Annotated in this window: 10 protein-coding genes and 1 pseudogene; 9 read left to right on the top strand and 2 right to left on the bottom strand. The window is 38.1% G+C overall.

The features are described 5' to 3' along the window. Nucleotides 1–48: 48 nt before the first annotated feature. The gene (locus EP737_RS00065; RefSeq protein ID WP_165350626.1) at nucleotides 49–999 is read left to right on the top strand and encodes a sugar ABC transporter substrate-binding protein; all 951 of its coding nucleotides are present in this window, start codon (nucleotides 49–51) and stop codon (nucleotides 997–999) included. A 300-nt stretch (nucleotides 1,000–1,299) separates the two neighbouring features. On the opposite strand, the gene EP737_RS00070 is transcribed toward EP737_RS00065, so the two are convergent. Then, nucleotides 1,300–2,793, bottom strand: a complete 1,494-nt coding sequence (locus EP737_RS00070) for a peptide MFS transporter (protein ID WP_129725803.1) — start codon at nucleotides 2,791–2,793, stop codon at nucleotides 1,300–1,302. 389 nt (nucleotides 2,794–3,182) lie between these two features. Here EP737_RS00070 and EP737_RS00075 point away from each other — a divergent pair, with 389 nt between their 5' ends. The 3 genes and pseudogenes from EP737_RS00075 to EP737_RS00085 form a co-directional block, all read left to right on the top strand. Beyond that, nucleotides 3,183–3,473 carry a hypothetical protein gene (locus EP737_RS00075; RefSeq protein ID WP_246040109.1) on the top strand — a complete coding sequence of 97 codons (291 nt, stop codon included), beginning with the start codon at nucleotides 3,183–3,185 and terminating at the stop codon, nucleotides 3,471–3,473. Nucleotides 3,474–4,090: 617 nt separating this feature from the next. Beyond that, nucleotides 4,091–5,716: an AAA family ATPase gene (locus EP737_RS00080; RefSeq protein ID WP_129725807.1), complete on the top strand. Its 1,626-nt coding sequence runs from the start codon at nucleotides 4,091–4,093 to the stop codon at nucleotides 5,714–5,716. Between the two features lie 199 nt (nucleotides 5,717–5,915). Next, a pseudogene (locus EP737_RS00085) lies at nucleotides 5,916–6,200 on the top strand (recombinase family protein); the annotation flags it as partial. A 439-nt stretch (nucleotides 6,201–6,639) separates the two neighbouring features. Here EP737_RS00085 and EP737_RS00090 read toward each other — a convergent pair. Further along, a complete protein-coding gene (locus EP737_RS00090) occupies nucleotides 6,640–8,313 on the bottom strand; it encodes a ribonuclease J (protein ID WP_129725809.1) in 1,674 nt (557 codons plus the stop codon). Nucleotides 8,314–9,130: 817 nt separating this feature from the next. On the opposite strand from EP737_RS00090, the gene EP737_RS00095 reads away from it, so the two are divergent. From EP737_RS00095 to ppc, 5 genes are all read left to right on the top strand, one after another. Next, on the top strand, nucleotides 9,131–11,716 hold the full coding sequence (locus EP737_RS00095) for an EAL domain-containing protein (RefSeq protein ID WP_246040111.1): 2,586 nt from the start codon (nucleotides 9,131–9,133) through the stop codon (nucleotides 11,714–11,716). A 222-nt stretch (nucleotides 11,717–11,938) separates the two neighbouring features. Next, the gene (gene folE / locus EP737_RS00100) at nucleotides 11,939–12,592 is read left to right on the top strand and encodes a GTP cyclohydrolase I FolE (RefSeq protein WP_129725811.1); all 654 of its coding nucleotides are present in this window, start codon (nucleotides 11,939–11,941) and stop codon (nucleotides 12,590–12,592) included. 213 nt (nucleotides 12,593–12,805) lie between these two features. Next, nucleotides 12,806–13,342: a 5' nucleotidase, NT5C type gene (locus EP737_RS00105; RefSeq protein ID WP_246040112.1), complete on the top strand. Its 537-nt coding sequence runs from the start codon at nucleotides 12,806–12,808 to the stop codon at nucleotides 13,340–13,342. A gap of 16 nt (nucleotides 13,343–13,358) precedes the next feature. Beyond that, a complete protein-coding gene (locus EP737_RS00110) occupies nucleotides 13,359–14,312 on the top strand; it encodes an NAD(P)/FAD-dependent oxidoreductase (RefSeq protein ID WP_129725813.1) in 954 nt (317 codons plus the stop codon). A 293-nt stretch (nucleotides 14,313–14,605) separates the two neighbouring features. After that, entirely contained in the window at nucleotides 14,606–17,371 is a 2,766-nt protein-coding gene (gene ppc / locus EP737_RS00115; protein WP_129725815.1) for a phosphoenolpyruvate carboxylase, read from the top strand. Nucleotides 17,372–17,629: the final 258 nt, after the last annotated feature.

Below are 17,629 nucleotides of genomic sequence, written 5' to 3' on the forward strand. Positions count from 1 at the left end.
AGAAAGGATAAATTTCCAGCTTGAATTATAATGGAAAGGGAATCGATAGTGAGAAAGAGATGGAGGAACATTCTATTTATTTGTGCTGTCCTTTGTGTCGTTTTTATAGGTTATACAGTTACATTTGCTAAAAAGGACAAGCCTGAGATTGTTGTTGTTTTAAAAGGATCAGATATACAGTATTGGAAAATTGTTAAGGCAGGAGCCGAAAAAGCATTTAAGGATTTTGGGGTACAGGGGAAAGTTGTAGCGCCTGAGACCACCTATCCAGCCGAAAATCAAATTCGTATACTGAAAAATGTGTTGAAGGAAAAACCAAAAGCATTAATCGTTGCCTTGACGGAGCCTTCTATAACTGTACCTGTATTAAAAGAATATAAAAAGAACAATATTCCTGTGTTATTAGTCGATACAGGAGCAAATTGGGATGGTCAAACTGCTTTTATCGGTACAGATAACCCTACACTAGGAAGAAAGGCAGGAGAGTTGTTAGCTTCTATGCTGCAGCCTGGGGATAAAGTAGCCCTTATTGGCGGGGAAAACTCGGTGTTTGTTGAGAGAAGCGCGGGGGCGAAGGATGCCTTAGGGGCTGCAGGTATCGGCATTGTCTCGGAGCAATCGGGGTATAACGAAATTGGTGATCTAAAACCAGTAATGGAAAACGTATTACAAGCACATCCTGAGATTAAAGGTGTATTTGCTACTGACGATATAATGGCTTTAGATGCATTAAAGGTAATAGAACAAAAAAGGTTAAACATACCAGTTATTGGTGCAGATGGTATTATAAAACTTATCGATTATATTGAAAAAGGAACTTTAACGAGTACAGTAGCACAAAACCCATATGATATGGGATATATAAGCGTAGAAAATGCAGTAAAAGCCATAAAGGGTGAAAAAATACCAAAACAGATTGATAGTGGTGTTGATATTATAACGAAGGATAATGCGAAAGAGAAATTAGACTTTTTAGAAAAGGTCTTGAAGGAAAGATAGATGTTGCGAAATATTTATAATCCTGAATAAGTTACTTGAGGAACAAGAAAAAAGCTACAGAGATATGATGCTCTGTAGCTTTTTTCTTGTAAGATAAGAAAGTATAACTTTTCGGGGTGCTGTCTAGCTCCCAAGGCCAAAAATGGCAGACTCCGAGCTGAATCTCCGCAAAAGGAAAAAAGTTCCTTTTACTCCGACACACCCCTACACAGCCATAAAAAGGTTAACTTCTCCGCTTTTCTTATAGAGGACAAGTTAACCCTTTTGGCCAGTAAAAATATTCTGCAGTGATCAGGAAGGTTATCGAATACCTTTCATAAAACGCTGGAGTTTTGATGACATTAAAAATAATAGAATTGACAAGAGGATCGAGGCTGCGCCAATAACACCAAAGTAGATCATTTCGGTTTCAGGTGTGTAAAATTTAACGATTTGTGCATTGATTGCTTGGGCAGCAGCATTGGATAAAAACCATAAACTCATGGTTTGTGCTGAGAAAGCAACAGGTGCTAATTTTGTGGTAGCTGATAATCCTACAGGTGACAAACACAATTCACCAATTACGACAACGAAGTAACTTAGAACAAGCCAGAGCGGGTTTACTAATGAATGAGTGCCGCCGAAGTAAGCAGGCAGAAGAATCACTAGGAATGACAAACCAGCGAATAATAATCCTAATGAAAATTTTTGTGGAATTGTTGGCTGTCGATCTCCTAGCTTTACCCATACCCAGGCAAGTACAGGTGCCATAATGATAATAAATAATGGATTCAAGGATTGAAACCAAGCTGGTGAAATATGAATTCCAGCAAAATCTAATTGTGTACGTTTATCGGCATAGCTCGCAAGGATGGTCGCTCCTTGCTCTTGTATAGCCCAAAACATGATCGATGCGATAAATAACGGAATATAGGCGATGATTCGTGAACGCTCATCATTTGTTGTTTTAGGACTGCGGTACATCGTAACAAAATAAGCGATTGGAATTGCAATTCCTAATACCCCCACAAGTGCAATAAAGGTTTTAACAGTTAAAGCGTCCGTTAGAATAGCAATGATAATTAAGATAGCAACAATAACAGCAGCTAGTCCAAAAAGAGTGAAAACCTTTTTCTTTTCTGCTTGTAATAAAGGATTTGCTATCAATGTACCTGCGAGACCAAGATTTGTTTTCTTAGTGAACATAAAGACCATTAATCCTAGGAACATACCGACAGCAGCAATTCCGAAACCTAAATGGAAATTATATTTCATTCCAGCAGTTCCGGCTATTAAAGGGGCAAGGAATCCTCCAAGATTAATTCCCATATAAAAAATGCTAAATCCAGCGTCTCGACGATTGTCCTTTATACTATAAATTTCCCCGACAATGCTAGAAACATTAGGCTTTAATAATCCAGTACCGATGATAATGAGAACCATTGAAATAAAGAACATTGCTAGGCTTCCAGGGATAGCTAAAACAATATGGCCAAGCATAATCGATATTCCACCGTAAAACACAGCCTTTGATGTTCCGAAAAGCCTGTCAGCAAACCATCCTCCAATAATTCCTGACATATAGACTAATGATCCGTATATAGACATAATAGCCAGCGCAGTCTGCTGATCAAGTCCTAATCCCCCTTTTGAAACTTCATAGTACATGTAGTAAACAAGGATTGCCCTCATTCCATAATAGGAAAAACGCTCCCAGAATTCCGTGAAGAAGAGAGTGAATAAGCCTTTAGGGTGTCCGAAAAACCCCTTTTGAGGAACGCTTTCCACAATTTTACGCTTATTTAAGTCTGACATCCTGCAACCTCCTTTATATTATTTTATAATAATACTATTGATGGTTTTACTTAGTCAAAAATTACTTCTATATATTCAAAAAAATTTCATAATGTTAAGTTTTTTTGTTTGTTTTTATGGGGTTATTATGTTTTTTTGAAGCTTTTATGTATCGTTCTTGTTGGAATTGTTTAATAATTATGAAATATAAAATTTTTTTGAGATATTAATTTAAGCGGAGGTGGCTGCTGCTGTTTGATGTAATGATAGGTTAGGAGCAGCAGTCGCTGCTCCTTTTCTGTAGAGAAATTTTAGGCATAGACGTCTTTAAAATAGAATATTAATTTGTTTTAAGAGAGCGAGCAATTTGATTATTTGCAGCATAACATAAAGTACCAATCAACAGGGAGATGATGACAATAGGTGCTTGGATGATTTACGCGCTGTGGGCGGTATTAGGTTTTATGTTGCTTGATTTGGTTGTTGGCTTTGTTAAAGCTTTGGTTACTGGGACGTTTTCTTCGAAATTGGTGTTAGATTATTTAAAAGATGTTCTATACTATGTATTTCCGTTATTATTTGTTATGAATATTATGTCAATTGATCCTACAGGCTGGATACTTATGATTTTTTACTATATTGGCAGCTTGGCTGTTATTTGGAATTATTTGGTCTCAATTAAAAATAAATGGAAAGCATAAGCTCTCTCTTATTGTTAAAAAAGTCGCTTGTTAACAAACGACTTTTTTATTTGGTGTATTTTAACAATAGTGTGTATATGTAACTAAGTCTCTGTCTTCGCCTAACGGCTCGCTAATCGGCGAGTTTTTTTATTATAGTGAATATTGGGTTCAAGCTATTCTGGGTACTTATTTTGAATTAAATGTAAAGTGCTGGATTTTGATGATGAGTATATTAACAGCCTGAAAAAGAGGTTAGTGAAACAACTTCGGTTCTAAAAAGAGAAACAACGAATAAAATCTGTGGAAAGATTCTTTTTATAAGACATCCTTAGAGGGAGAGTTTATAGTTTTTGTTTAATTCTGGTAACTGAAAAGCAGGATGAGGGTATGTCTGCTTTTCAGGAATCTATGGACTTTATAGGTAATGAATATTATTTTTTTACATGGAAAGAAAAAGCCTTTTAATGCTATAAAGAAGGCTTTTTTGGGTTCAGGGAAACCAGTGAAAGGGAAGAGTGAGTCCTCCTCACTATACTTTATGGAGTTTTCATCATGTAGCGTTTGTCTTTAGGTATGAAGTACCCCTTGAGACTGTGTTTTTGTAGAACAGTAAAATCTGTAAAGGGAGTGGGGGCATGAGGAAGTATCGGTGGATTAAGTGGCGTAAATTCCTTCTTTGGTTGGCAATCTTCGTTCTTATCGGTGTCGTGTTATGGATAGGAGGGCCGCCAGCCAGGGAGATCGCATTAGGCATTCTTAATATTTTACTGCAGCTGCTTTTTGCTGTTGTGTTTATAATTATCCAATTTGTTGCTCTTTTCTGGTTCCTGGCCCGCGGACGCACATATTGGATTTTGCCTGGCGAAACCGGTGCTACCTGGGATGATTATCGAGGGAATCCTGAGATTGTTGAAAATGCTAAGCGGATTGTTATCCTGCTTAAAGGTGTCAAAGAATTTAAGGAGATGGGTGGCGAGGCAATACGGGGATTGTTGCTTTGCGGACCTCCCGGAACAGGAAAATCTTATCTAGCTCAGGTGATTGCCAACGAAGCACAGGTGCCCTTTGCTTATGCTTCAGCTCCAAGTTTTCAAAATATGTTTTTTGGTGTCGGCAACTTAAAGGTCATGTCTTTATATAAGAAAGCCCGGAAGCTGGCAAAGGTATATGGTGCTTGTATCATCTTTATTGACGAAATCGATGCGATTGGGATGAACAGGCAGGCAGGGGCTGGCGGAATGGGAGGGATGTTTGGCATGGGTGGGGCAGGCTTGCTTAATGAGCTGCTCTTGCAGATGGATCCCCCGAACATCGATAACTCCTGGTTTGCTAAGACGCTTCGCTCACTCGGGTTGCGCCGCACAAAGGCAGAGCGTCCGGCGGTGTTGACGATTGGAGCGACTAACATGCCCGATGTACTCGATCCTGCACTGCTCCGACCTGGACGCTTCGACCGGAAGCTTTGGGTAGACTCTCCTGACTATGATGGCCGAGTGGATGTCTTCCATTATTACCTCGAGAAGGTGAAAAGGGACCCCAGCTTGACTCCAGAGCGTGCGGCACTTGACACAGTTGGCTACAGCCCCGCGCAGATTAAACATATTGTCAATGAGTCAGTTGTAATTGCTCATCAGCGAGGAGCCCAACTGTCTAGCTATGAGGATTTCCGGGCTGCTATGGAGACCTATGAGTGGGGACTCAAGCAGCCGCTTCGCTCCATGAGCGAGGATGAGAAGCGGAACGTTGCTTACCATGAGGCTGGTCATGCAGTGGCTCAATATCTGCTAAAGCCGCATGAACGGGTTTGGAAGGTGACAATCATCCGCAGGGGCAGTGCGCTCGGTCTTGCCGCTACCAAACCGATACATGAAAGGTATAATCGAAGCAATAGTGAGATTTTGGCGGAGATCCAAGTTTGTTTAGCAGCCCGTGCGGCGGAAGAAGAGTTTCTAGGGAAGAAATTCAATGGAGTGACTTCTGATTTGAGGCGGGCTACAGAGTTGGCCGGTGCTTATCTCGGTTTGGTTGGTATGGGGGATGAACTGTTTAGTTGGCTTGCTTTAGACTCGCGACCAGATGGACTTAAAGCGCTCCGCCCTAAAATTAACGAGTTGTTAAATGGCCAGATGATTGAAGTGAAGAATTTAGTACGGGAACAAGCTGAATTTGTTCATACCATCGCGGATGAGTTGCTGAAGCGGGGAGATTTAACCGGGGAGGAGATTGAGCAGATTTATAATCAATTATCTCATCATAACTAGTTGGTTACCGAAGGCAGAATCCAAAGAATATCCTTCAGCTGCTATTCTTATCTATATAAGTTGAATTTAATTTTTGCATCCTGATACACAGTCTATTAATGACTTCTTCCGGCGTTTGGTTAATAGAAGCAATGAATGCTTGCACATGTTTTCGAATTATCGGGGACCTAGGTAGTGGTTTGAATTATCAAAAAAAGGTTTAAAGGAATTAATGAAGTTGATACAATCCAACCAAGTAAAACGGATTGTTGTAAACTATCGGGATAGACTCATTCGCTTTGGAATGGAACTTTTAGAACAAATATGTGAGTGTCACGGAACAGAAATTGAAGTCATTAACCATACAGAAGACAAAACGTATGAACAGGAACTTGTCGAAGATATGTTATCCATTATGGCTGTTTTTAGTAGTCGTTTGTATGGGAATCGGGGCCACAAACAAAAGCAGATAAAAGAAAAGATTGAAGATATTTTAAAAGGGTAAAATGATCTAAAGTTACTCTTTTTTTGTTTATACATCTATTTACACTCTTGTTGTATGATGAACCAAATAAAGGTTTTAAGATGTTAGTACACCTTCTATCGTGATATTAACAGTAGTATAAATCATGCACGAAAAGCCAAAAAGATATTGCCACGCACGGGCTACATCGGGGTGGAACACCCAATGTATATGGTTTGGTGGGATTGGAAGCGGGGGAAACTCTCTCGCGGAAGATTTCCAGCTCCAGCTAAGGGAAATAAGTTCTTAGGTTGAAACAAGGAACCTTACCCCTTATAGGATAAGGTCCCGTAAATCTACTCATTTTCATTCATTTTAGTTGAAATGGAGTAATTTATGGAGTGCGGCTATTGGAAAAGAGATGGCTGCAATAAAACACCGCTACAATAGCCCCGCTTCGGTAATTATGAAATGAATGATTTTATACTTCAATGATGATAGGAAGAATCATCGGCCTTCTTTTTGTACGAGAGTATAAAAATTGTCCGAGTTTTTCTTTTACATCCCTTTTTAGAACACTCCATTGGCTAATATTTGATTTTTGTAAGCTGGTGATGGTTGTTACAACGAGCTGATTAATTTCCTTCATGAGATCTTCCGACTCGCGACCATATATAAATCCGCGGGAAATCGTGTCCGGACCAGCAATGATTTTATGTTCCGTTTTACTAAGGGTGATAACAATCACGAGCATACCATCCTCAGAAAGCTGTTTGCGATCCCGTAAAATAATGTTTCCAACATTACCAATACTTAGGCCATCTACATAGATATTGCCCGCAGGTATTCGTCTAGTTTGTCGAGCCACCTGGTTATGTATATCGACAATATCTCCATTATTAATTATAAAGATATGCTCTTTTTTGACACCGACCGATTCTGCCAGTAAGCGATGATGATGCAGCATTCTAAATTCGCCATGAATTGGAATGAAATATTTGGGCTTCATTAAAGTGAGCATTAGCTTTAATTCTTCCTGATATGCATGCCCGGAAACATGCATTCCCGTTGAACTACCTGAGCCATAAATGACATGAGCCCCTAATAAAAATAAATTGTCGATAATACGTGAAACATTGCGTTCGTTTCCTGGTATAGGGCTTGCAGCTATAATGACGGTGTCCTCCGGCAGAACCTCTACTTGCCGATAGCTTCCGCTGGCTAGACGGGCGAGAGCAGCCATAGGCTCACCTTGGCTTCCTGTACAAAGGATAGCTACTTTTTCAGGATCCATTTGATTAATTGCATTTGCTTCAATCAACATCCCTTCAGGAATATCTAAATAACCTTGTTCCATAGCAACAGACACTACATTCACCATACTCCGTCCCAGCAAGGCTAGTTTCCTGTTCGTTTTTAAAGCGGCATTCACGATTTGTTGTACACGATTCACATTAGAGGCAAAAGTAGAGATGAAAATTTTTCTATGAGCTTTCATGAATGCTTCTTCAATATGCTCGCCAACAAAGCGTTCCGATGGGGTAAATCCCGGGCGTTCAGCATTTGTGCTTTCAGAGAGTAACGCTAAAACTCCATTACTTCCTATTTTAGCCATTTTATGAATATCCGGATATTGATTATTCACAGGGGTCAAATCAAATTTGAAATCACCCGTATGAACGACTGTGCCTTCAGGTGTATGAAATGCAATCCCAAGGCAGTCAGGAATACTATGGTTTGTTTTAAAAAAGGTTAGACGAATTTCTCCAAATTCAATATCCGATTCAGAGTGAATCGGAAACAATTGAGCTAAATCTTGAAGTCCATGTTCTTGCAATTTAATTTCAATTAAACCGAGTGTTAGGCGTGTAGCGTAAATGGGTATATTCAGTTCCTTTAATAGATATGGAACACCCCCGATATGATCTTCGTGTCCATGGGTAACAACTAAAGCTCGAATTTTATCCTTATGTTCTTGTAAGTATGTAATATCAGGTATAATTAAATCAACGCCTAATAAATTTTCATCCGGAAACTTAGAGCCGCAATCGATGACTACGATGTCATTAGCGTATTGTAGCGCATACATATTTTTTCCTATTTCATTAATGCCGCCTAAAGCAAAAATAGACAATGTATTTTCTGTTGTGCTCAAAGTGAACTCCTCCTTTGGAAAGGATTAAAGATATGTAAGGATATAAAGAAATTCTTTTTTACGCTTCTTATTACCACTCAATAGCATTTTGATTTTTTACAGAATGAATGGTTGCTTTCTTTATTATCTAGTTGAGCTGGAGTATAGTTAGTTCAGCTCAATTAACCTTCAGTTTATATGTTCTCCAAGTATATGTAATATAATTCCGAGGGAAGCGCATAGCGTAGGTGATGATACGGTGGGAACCTTGGTAGTTGCTGTTAATTACAATGTGGAAAAGGACAAAATTTCCAGTTAGAAGTCATTCAATGATCTTTTGTTAAAATTTATATATGTGAATTTTTAGTTTTTATCTATAAGTTGTGGTTTAGAATTCATTACCGGATAAACAGAAGCATATGAGTGGTTTTTCTTGCACTGTAAGAAAGTATAAATTTCCAGCTAGGCGCGAATTCGACGTAGTCGAAAATTTTAGGAATACGAATACAGTGTAAGGGCAACTACGCCTCTGTCTTCGCCCAAGGGCAGGGCTCACCAATCGGCGAGTTTTCTTTATTCAACGAGGTACTTATGGAATAAAAAACTCTAGGCAAGTAGCATGCTATGTATGTTAAAATGCTTTTATGTGAATATTTTACGCTTTAGCATCGATAAAGTGAAAATACAGTAGAGAGTCTATAAGTAAAATCTTTTTTAGTTTGAATATTCCATAATAGCCATATTACTTGTGTTATTTAGTTCCTACTTATATGGGATGCCTATATACTTAAATGAATTTAAAATCAATATTACTTATAAGTAACATGACTTATATAAGGTGTTTTATTTTTTACAGAAGGAGAGGTACATGATAGTGTCAATAAAGAAGAGGCTATCTTTAATTTTTACCTTACTAGTATTATGTATTTTAATAGCTAATAATACATTGCACTATATATTATCCAAAAATAAATTAATAGAATATAATGAAAAAGAAATAGCATTAATTACCCAAGAAGTATCGTACCAGGTAGAGAATGCAAAAGAGGGTTCTTTATATGTGGAAAATATTATTGGCAGGGAGTTGAGAACAGCTTCTATCGCCATAAACAAATCTTTACCGTCCAAATATGAAGATGTGACAAATGAACAGTTAAAAGCCTTAGCTGATGAACTAATGATATCCCATATTACGTTATTGGCACGAACGCAGGATGATATTATAGGAGTAAAGTCCTCTGATCCGCATGAGATTAATATGTCAACAAAAGAATGGACCTATTGGCATGATGCCTTTCAACAGCTCTTCTCTTTATCCCCTGTTACAGTGAAAGAAGGGCTAGCTTTACCTAACTATTGGACAGGACCGATTGAGATTGCTTCTAGCAATCCTGATCATACAGATAAATGGGGTTACTATTATGATGGATCCTCTAATTTTATAATAGACCCATATCTCCGTGACAATCAGGTGCTAGATTATGAAAAACGGTTTGGACCAGCTAATGTAATGGATCGTTTCACGAAAAAACTCGATGGTATCTTAGAATTGACGGTTTTTAATCCGAAAAATTTTGGCCAGAAGAATAGCAGTGTATCTATAAATGGGAATACTTATATCAAGATAGCCGATCAGCCGATTTGGTACGGAACATATAAGTATAGAAATCAAAAAACAGATGCAAAACTCATTCAAACAGCGATAAAGACTGGAAAAACACAGAGTTATATTAAAGAGATAAATGGAAAAGATGTTAGGAAAACTTTAGTTCCTATCCGAACAGGAACTGCAGAACCGTATGTTATAGGAGTCACATATGATTACAGCATAATTGAGAAAGAACTCAAAAATGAACTGCTAAAACATTTGTTATTATCCATTCCCTTTATATTAATTGTGCTCATAACAAGTATTGTGTTTTCGCGTTCTATTACAAAACCAATTGGTTATATAGTTGAACAGGTAAATGAGATTGCCCAAGGAAACTTTGGGAAAAAGTTAGTTTTAAAACGAAAAGATGAACTAGGGCATCTTACACAAAATGTAAATGCTTTATCCAGTTTTTTGAAAAACTATGTAGATGATTTAAAACAAAGCCAGGAAGTTATTGAATTCCAAGCGTATCATGATCCGCTCACTGGGTTGCCTAACAGAAGATATTTTCAAGAAGAGCTGCATCAGGGAGTGGCGAATGTGAAAAAAACAGGGAATATCATCGCTTTGTTGTTTATTGATATAGACCGTTTCAAAGACGTTAATGATTCGTTGGGACATGCTAAAGGGGACCGCTTGATAAAGCTGATCTCTGAGCGGATAAAGGGATGCCTGCCTGCGAAAGATAGTGTCCTCACGAGACAGGGCGGGGATGAATTTGTTATTTTATTTAGTAACCTTGATTTAGAGAAAATAAAAGAGATAGCTGAAACAATTGTAGCTGCCGTCAAACAGCCTTATTCTGTAGAAGGAAATGAAGTTTATGTAAGTGCAAGCTGTGGCATGAGTGTATATCCGACTCATACGGAAGATCCTGATGAACTTATGGTATATTCGGACGTATCGATGTACGCTGCGAAAAAACAAGGCGGCAACAAGGTTATCCTATATGATGATGCAATAAACAAAGAGAAAAAACAAAGATTGCGCATAGAAACACGTTTGAGAAAAGCAATTGAAAATGAGGAAATTGAAGTGTATTATCAGCCAAAAATCAATGCTCAAGCAGATGTAATAACAGGGGTAGAGGCATTGTTGAGATGGACTGATGCGGAATTGGGGTTTGTACGGCCAGACATATTTGTTTCCGTTGCGGAAGAAACAGGACTCATTCATTCTTTATGGGAGTTAGCGATGAGGAAAGCTTGCTCTCAAATAAGTAAGTGGAATGAGAAGCGTTTAGAACCGTTGAGCCTTGCTGTTAATTTTTCGGCTAAACAATTTCAAGACCCTGCTTACCTGGTAGGACGGGTGAGAGAAATTTTGAGCGAATGTCAACTGGCAGCACAAAACTTTGAAATAGAAATTACAGAAAGTACGTTATTTATCAACTCGGACGAAACAATTAAAGCTTTAGAAAGCTTACAAGAATATGGCGTATCTATTTCTATTGACGATTTCGGAACAGGGTATTCTTCATTAAGCTACTTAAAGACTCTACCAATAAATTGTCTTAAAATAGATCGATCATTTATTCAAGATATCCAGGAAGATTATAGTGATTCTGAAATTGCTAAAGCCGTTATCAATCTAGCTCAAAGCCTTCGGTTACAAGTAGTGGCAGAAGGGGTTGAGCAAGAATATCAAAAAGAATTTCTAATGAAAAATAATTGCTATCATATGCAGGGCTATTTGTTTAGTAAGCCAGTTTGTAAAGAGGAGCTTGAACGGTTATTGCTAAATATAAATGAACAGAAAACTTACTCATAAGGCTGTTGAGTTTATTTGGGCGGGCTCATGGAATGAGAGAGTGCATTATATATGATAAAAGCTTCATATGATAAAACCAGTATCTATCTAGCTGTATTGACCGAACCTGATAACAGAATGTATATTTTAATTAATGCTTAAAACTACTGGAGTGTTATTGGCGTGCATTACTAGCTAACGAGAGTAAGTAGATATTTAGAATAAAGGAGCTGTATATACGAAGTGTTTATTACTGAAAACAAGGAGCATAGGTTAATTACCCAGAACTTTTTTGATATATTGGAACAAAATCCTGCTGAAATCAATAAAAAGATTGCTCAGTCACAAAATTTTATGAATGCTGTTAGAGAGCTGATTGAATTATGTGGGGATGATCCGGATCGCGATGGTCTTGAAGAAACTCCATATCGAGTACTGAAAGCATTTTTAGAATATACAGAAGGGTATAGAGAAGACCCTAAAGCTCACCTGATGAAAACCTTTGATGTTGATCATCAAGAGTTGGTTTTAGTAAGAGATATTGAATTTCATTCCATGTGTGAGCATCATTTTGCCCCCTTCTTTGGTGTAGCCCATGTAGGTTATATACCTAATGAGAAAATTACAGGCTTATCAAAAATTGCTCGTCTGGTCGAAGGATATGCAAAAAGATTTCAAGTTCAAGAACGAATGACAACTGAAATTGTAGAGGCGATAGAGGAGATTTTAGAGCCTAAAGGAATAATGGTAGTGATTGAGGCAAAGCATATGTGCATGTGTGGGCGTGGCATTAAAAAGTCAAATGCATCCACTGTTACCTCGTCCGTTCGTGGTATATTTGCCGATCAACCGGATGCGCGTGCTGAATTTTTATCACTTCTCCAAGGACGTATTTAAGTGGTTTATAGTTGATTCTATTAAGGAAAAAAAGCGTATGCCAAAGTGTTTACGCTTTTTTTCTTAGGGAAATAGACAATAAATGTAAGGCGTGGCAATAGCGGATATGGTTACAGATTTAAGTTGTATTCAGAGTTGATTTTGTCAAAATAAGAAAATAGCTGTGAGTCAGAAGAACGTATAAATAAAAAATGATTAAGGTGGAAGAATACGGTGAAAAAAACATTGCTAATTGATATGGACTCGGTAATATGTGACTTAATGTCAGTATGGCATGAGCGTTATAACAGAGATTATCAGGATAATTTAACTGTTGATCGGTTAGAATGTTGGAATTCTGAAAAATATGTCAAGCCTGAATGCGGGACAAAAATATATGATTATTTAAAGGAACCTGGTTTATTTCTAGGATTAGAACCACTTCCTAATGCTATCGAGGTGCTAGAAAGATTACACGGTAAGTATGATATTTTAATAGTAACAAGCAGTGTTTCTAATGCTTTTGCCGAAAAGGAACTATGGATCGAAAAGTATCTTCCTTTTATTGGAAAACATAATTTGGTTTTTTCTCATCGTAAAGATATGATTGTGGGAGATTTATTGTTTGACGATGCGCCGCACAATTTAACAGCGTTTTCCTCAACAGGCCGGATTGCAGTAGCGATGGATTATCCTTATAACAAAGAAGTCCCTGTTCCAAGGGTTAAAAATTGGCTGGAGTTTGAAGAGTTTCTAAAAAAAGGGGACTGAGAGGGGGATAGGCTGCATGCAACATGTTGATGTAATCATTATTGGGGGTGGACCAGCAGGAATTTCGGCTGCGATATGGTGCAAGAGACTGGGAGTTAACCATCTCCTTCTTGAGAAAAAGGAAGAACTGGGCGGACAATTCTCCAAGATCCATAATGAAATTATCGATTATCCAGGGCTATATGCTAAGGATGGCAAGGAAATGCAAAGGATGTTTGTAGAGCAGTTTGACTGCTCAGGATGCTCATACAGATTAGGTACAAACATTTTCTCTATTAATCATTCCCTACAAACGATTAAGATTCAACAGAAAAATAAAATAGAAGAAATTCACTTTAACTATCTAGTGTTAGCGACAGGGACTAATCAAAGAAAGCTTGAGGTTCCTGGAGAGAAGGAAATGATAGATAGAGGAGAAAGCTATTCTGCTACAGCAGACAGATATTTGTTTAAAAATAAGATAGTTGCTGTTGTAGGTGGAGGAGACCGTGCTTTTGAAGGAGCAATTTTATTAGCGGAGGCAGGAGCAATAGTTTATTTAATCCACCGTTCTAAATATTTTAAGGCAAGAACCCAATATACTGATATCGCTTCTCAAAAAGGGAATATAAAAATTATTACAGATACTAAAGTCACCGCCATTCATGGAGACAAGCAGGTAACATCCATCGATCTGATCAATACGCATTTAAATAAGGTTTTTTCCTTAGAGATAGACGCTCTATTTGTAAGAATAGGAACAAAGCCAAATACTGAGTTGATTGAAGATAACATAGAAATAACTGAGCAAGGGGTAGTAGTTGTAGATCACATAGGAAAAACTAGTAATGATTCTATTTATGCAATAGGTGATATTTGCACAAAGCCTTTATTTTCTAGTATCGTCTCTTCAGTGGGACAAGGAGCCATTGCTGCAAAGCATATATCCCTACGTCTAACTAGCAATGATGAACACGTAACTTGGTCTTAATAGTTAGGAGTATAACTTATAAGTAACATAATATAAAATTATTAAGACAGTCTGCATCCATACATATAGAAAGTGTATTACTGCAGACTTTTTCTCCATCCCACTTCAGAAACAGTACTAATATTATCAAAAAAATCAGCAAATAATACGATTTTTCGACAAGAAACGAAGTATGCTAGTTAATAATTAATCAGTCTGTGGTATAATAAATCAATGCTTCATATGCAGTGGTATTACTCATAGAACATTAAGGAATTACCACATAATTACCACTTTGGAGGGTTGTAACTACAATGACATTACATTTATCCGTAAAAGAGCAAGGTCACGGCGACCCTTTGCAACGAGATGTAAAATTTTTGGGAGATATCTTAGATGAGGTTCTTCTTCATGAAGGGGGGCAAGCATTAGTCAATAAGGTGGAGAACATCCGTAGTATTGCAAAATCACTTCGAGATGAGCATAATCCATCTGTGTACGCACAGTTAAAAGAAGAAATGACAAATTTACAGCCGCCATTAAGGCAGAATGTAATTCGGTCGTTTTCTATTTACTTACAGCTTGTGAATATTGCTGAGCAAACTCATCGAATTAGAAGACGTCGTGAGTATCAGCACCAGAGCGGTGAACTCCTTCAACCAGGTTCCCTTGAAGATGGAGTGGCGTCTTTAATTGAAAATAATATTTCAACGGATATTGTTGAAAATGCTTTACAAACATTATCACTTGAGTTGATTATTACGGCTCATCCGACAGAAGCAACGAGACGGACGGTATTGCAAATTCACCAACGTATCGCTAACTTGTTACAGCAATTAGATCAGCCGTGCACAAAACGTGAAAAGGAAGACCTAGAAGAGAGCTTATTTAACGAAATCACGGTATTATGGCAAACAGATGAATTGAGAGATCACAAGCTTACTGTTATGAATGAAGTGAAAAACGGTCTCTATTATTTTGATGAAACGTTATTTGATGTGCTGCCTCAAGTTCATCAAGACTTAGAGGATTTACTTGTTGAGAAGTATGGACAAAATTGGGATGTACCTACCTTCCTTCGCTTTGGCTCCTGGATCGGCGGCGATCGTGATGGTAACCCAAATGTAACTGCTGCAATGACGTGGAAAACGTTAGAGCAACAACGTGAACTAGCTTTGCAAAAATACAAAGCTGCTCTTCAAGTTTTGATGAAGCGACTAAGTCATTCGACAAAGAGGATACAGGTCAGTGAGGAGCTGCTTAACTCAGTTGAACAGGAAACAGCTTTATTTGAAGGGCAAAAGAAATGGCGAAATGAAGATGAAATTTATCGCTGCAAAGTAACCATTATGCTTGAAAAATTAGAGCAATGTGGTCAAAGCGGTGCGGGATATCAGTCTGCTGATGAACTGCTTCGTGATATTGTGATGATTGAAAAGAGCATTAAAAGTCATCATCCGCATGGCTATGCATTAAAAATGCTGCGAAAATTAAAGCGACAAGTTGAGTTATTCGGCTTCCATTTGGCTACTCTTGATATTCGCAACCATAGTGGGGAACATGAATCTGCAATTGCCGAAATCTTCAAAACAGTCAATGTTACTCCTGACTATAAAGCGTTGACCGAAGAGGAAAAAATGGCTGTTTTAACAAAAGTTTTACAAGATCGCAGACCATTAATCTCAATTTTTGATACGTATTCTCCAGAAACGCAAGAAATCATCGAAGTATTCCGGATGATTAGAAGAGCGAAAGAGGAATTTGGCGATCGTGCTATTGAAGTGTATTTAATAAGTATGACGCAATCTTCCAGCGACTTGTTAGAAGTGCTCGTTCTAGCTAAAGAGGTTGGCTTATATCGTGTTTATCCGGATGGTCGCGTTGTAAGCAATCTGCATGTTGCTCCATTATTGGAAACAATCGATGATTTAACAGCGGGTCCAAAGCTGATGGAACGATTATTCCAGCTAGAGTTATATCGTAACCATATAGCTGCTCGCAATAACTTGCAGGAAATTATGTTAGGTTACTCCGACGGCAGCAAAGACGGCGGTACGCTTACTGCTAACTGGAAGCTTTATAAAGCGCAGCAAGAGATTCATGATATGGCGAAGCAATATGATATCCGCTTGAAGTTCTTCCACGGACGCGGCGGCTCTTTAGGACGCGGCGGCGGTCCTCTAAATCGCAGTCTATTGTCACAGCCTGCTGAGACATTAGGAGATGGTGTAAAAATCACGGAGCAAGGAGAAGTTCTGTCTTCTCGTTACCTATTGTCTGAGATTGCGTATCGCAGTCTTGAGCAAGCTACAAGCACGCTGCTTACAGCGATTGCACATGTATCAAATGAGGCTGAACAAGATGATTTACGCTCTGCGGAGTGGGAACAAGCGATGGATGAGATTGCAGCGTATGCTTTAGAAAAGTATCAATCACTTGTTTTCAAAGATCCGGATTTCTTAACATACTTTAGACAAGCTACTCCTTTACTTGAGCTTGGGGCTCTTAATATTGGTTCTAGACCAATGAGCCGTAAAGGAAGCAATCGATTTGAAGATTTGCGTGCGATTCCGTGGGTGTTTGCATGGACACAAAGCCGTCAATTAATGCCTGCTTGGTTTGCAGCAGGAACTGGCTTGCAAAGTTTTGTTGAGAAGAAAGAAGGATTGGTTTTACTTCAGCAAATGTACCAAAAGTGGCCATTTTTCCGCTCGACTATCGATAACTTGCAAATGGCTTTAACAAAAGCTGATTTAACAACTGCAAAAGAGTATGCAGATATGGTTAAAGACGAAGAAATTGAACAAAGAATCTTTGGTGTAATTACGGAGGAGTATAATAAAACAAAAGATATTATCCTGCAAATTACAGGACAAAGTAGTTTACTTGACCATGTTCCAAATATTCAAGAATCAGTTCGACTTCGCAATCCATATGTTGATCCGTTGAACTTCCTTCAAGTTCAGCTTCTTTCAGAGCTTCGTCAAAAAGCAGAGAAGAATGATGATACAAGTGAGCTGCTCCGCGAAGTATTGCTTACTATCAACGGTGTTGCTGCAGGATTACGAAATACAGGTTGATATCTAAGCTAACGTTTTTTGTTTAAATATGTTATGAAAAGCAACAGCCCGTAACTTTATTGTTACGGGCTGTTAGTGTTGTAGAAAGAAAACCACCGGTGGCTCTAACTTAATACAAATTCTACTAGCGATTCTTGCTTTTTTTACTATAACGAAAAAGCACTTTGCCTCAAATTAGTGAATTGAATTTTTAGAAAAAAATTAATTGAAAACGCTTTCTTTTTTGCTGAAAGAGTGCTAGAATAAAACTATCAAAAG

Source organism: Ectobacillus funiculus (assembly GCF_004138295.1).
In the GTDB taxonomy this organism is placed as follows: Bacteria; Bacillota; Bacilli; order Bacillales; family Bacillaceae_G; genus Ectobacillus; species Ectobacillus funiculus.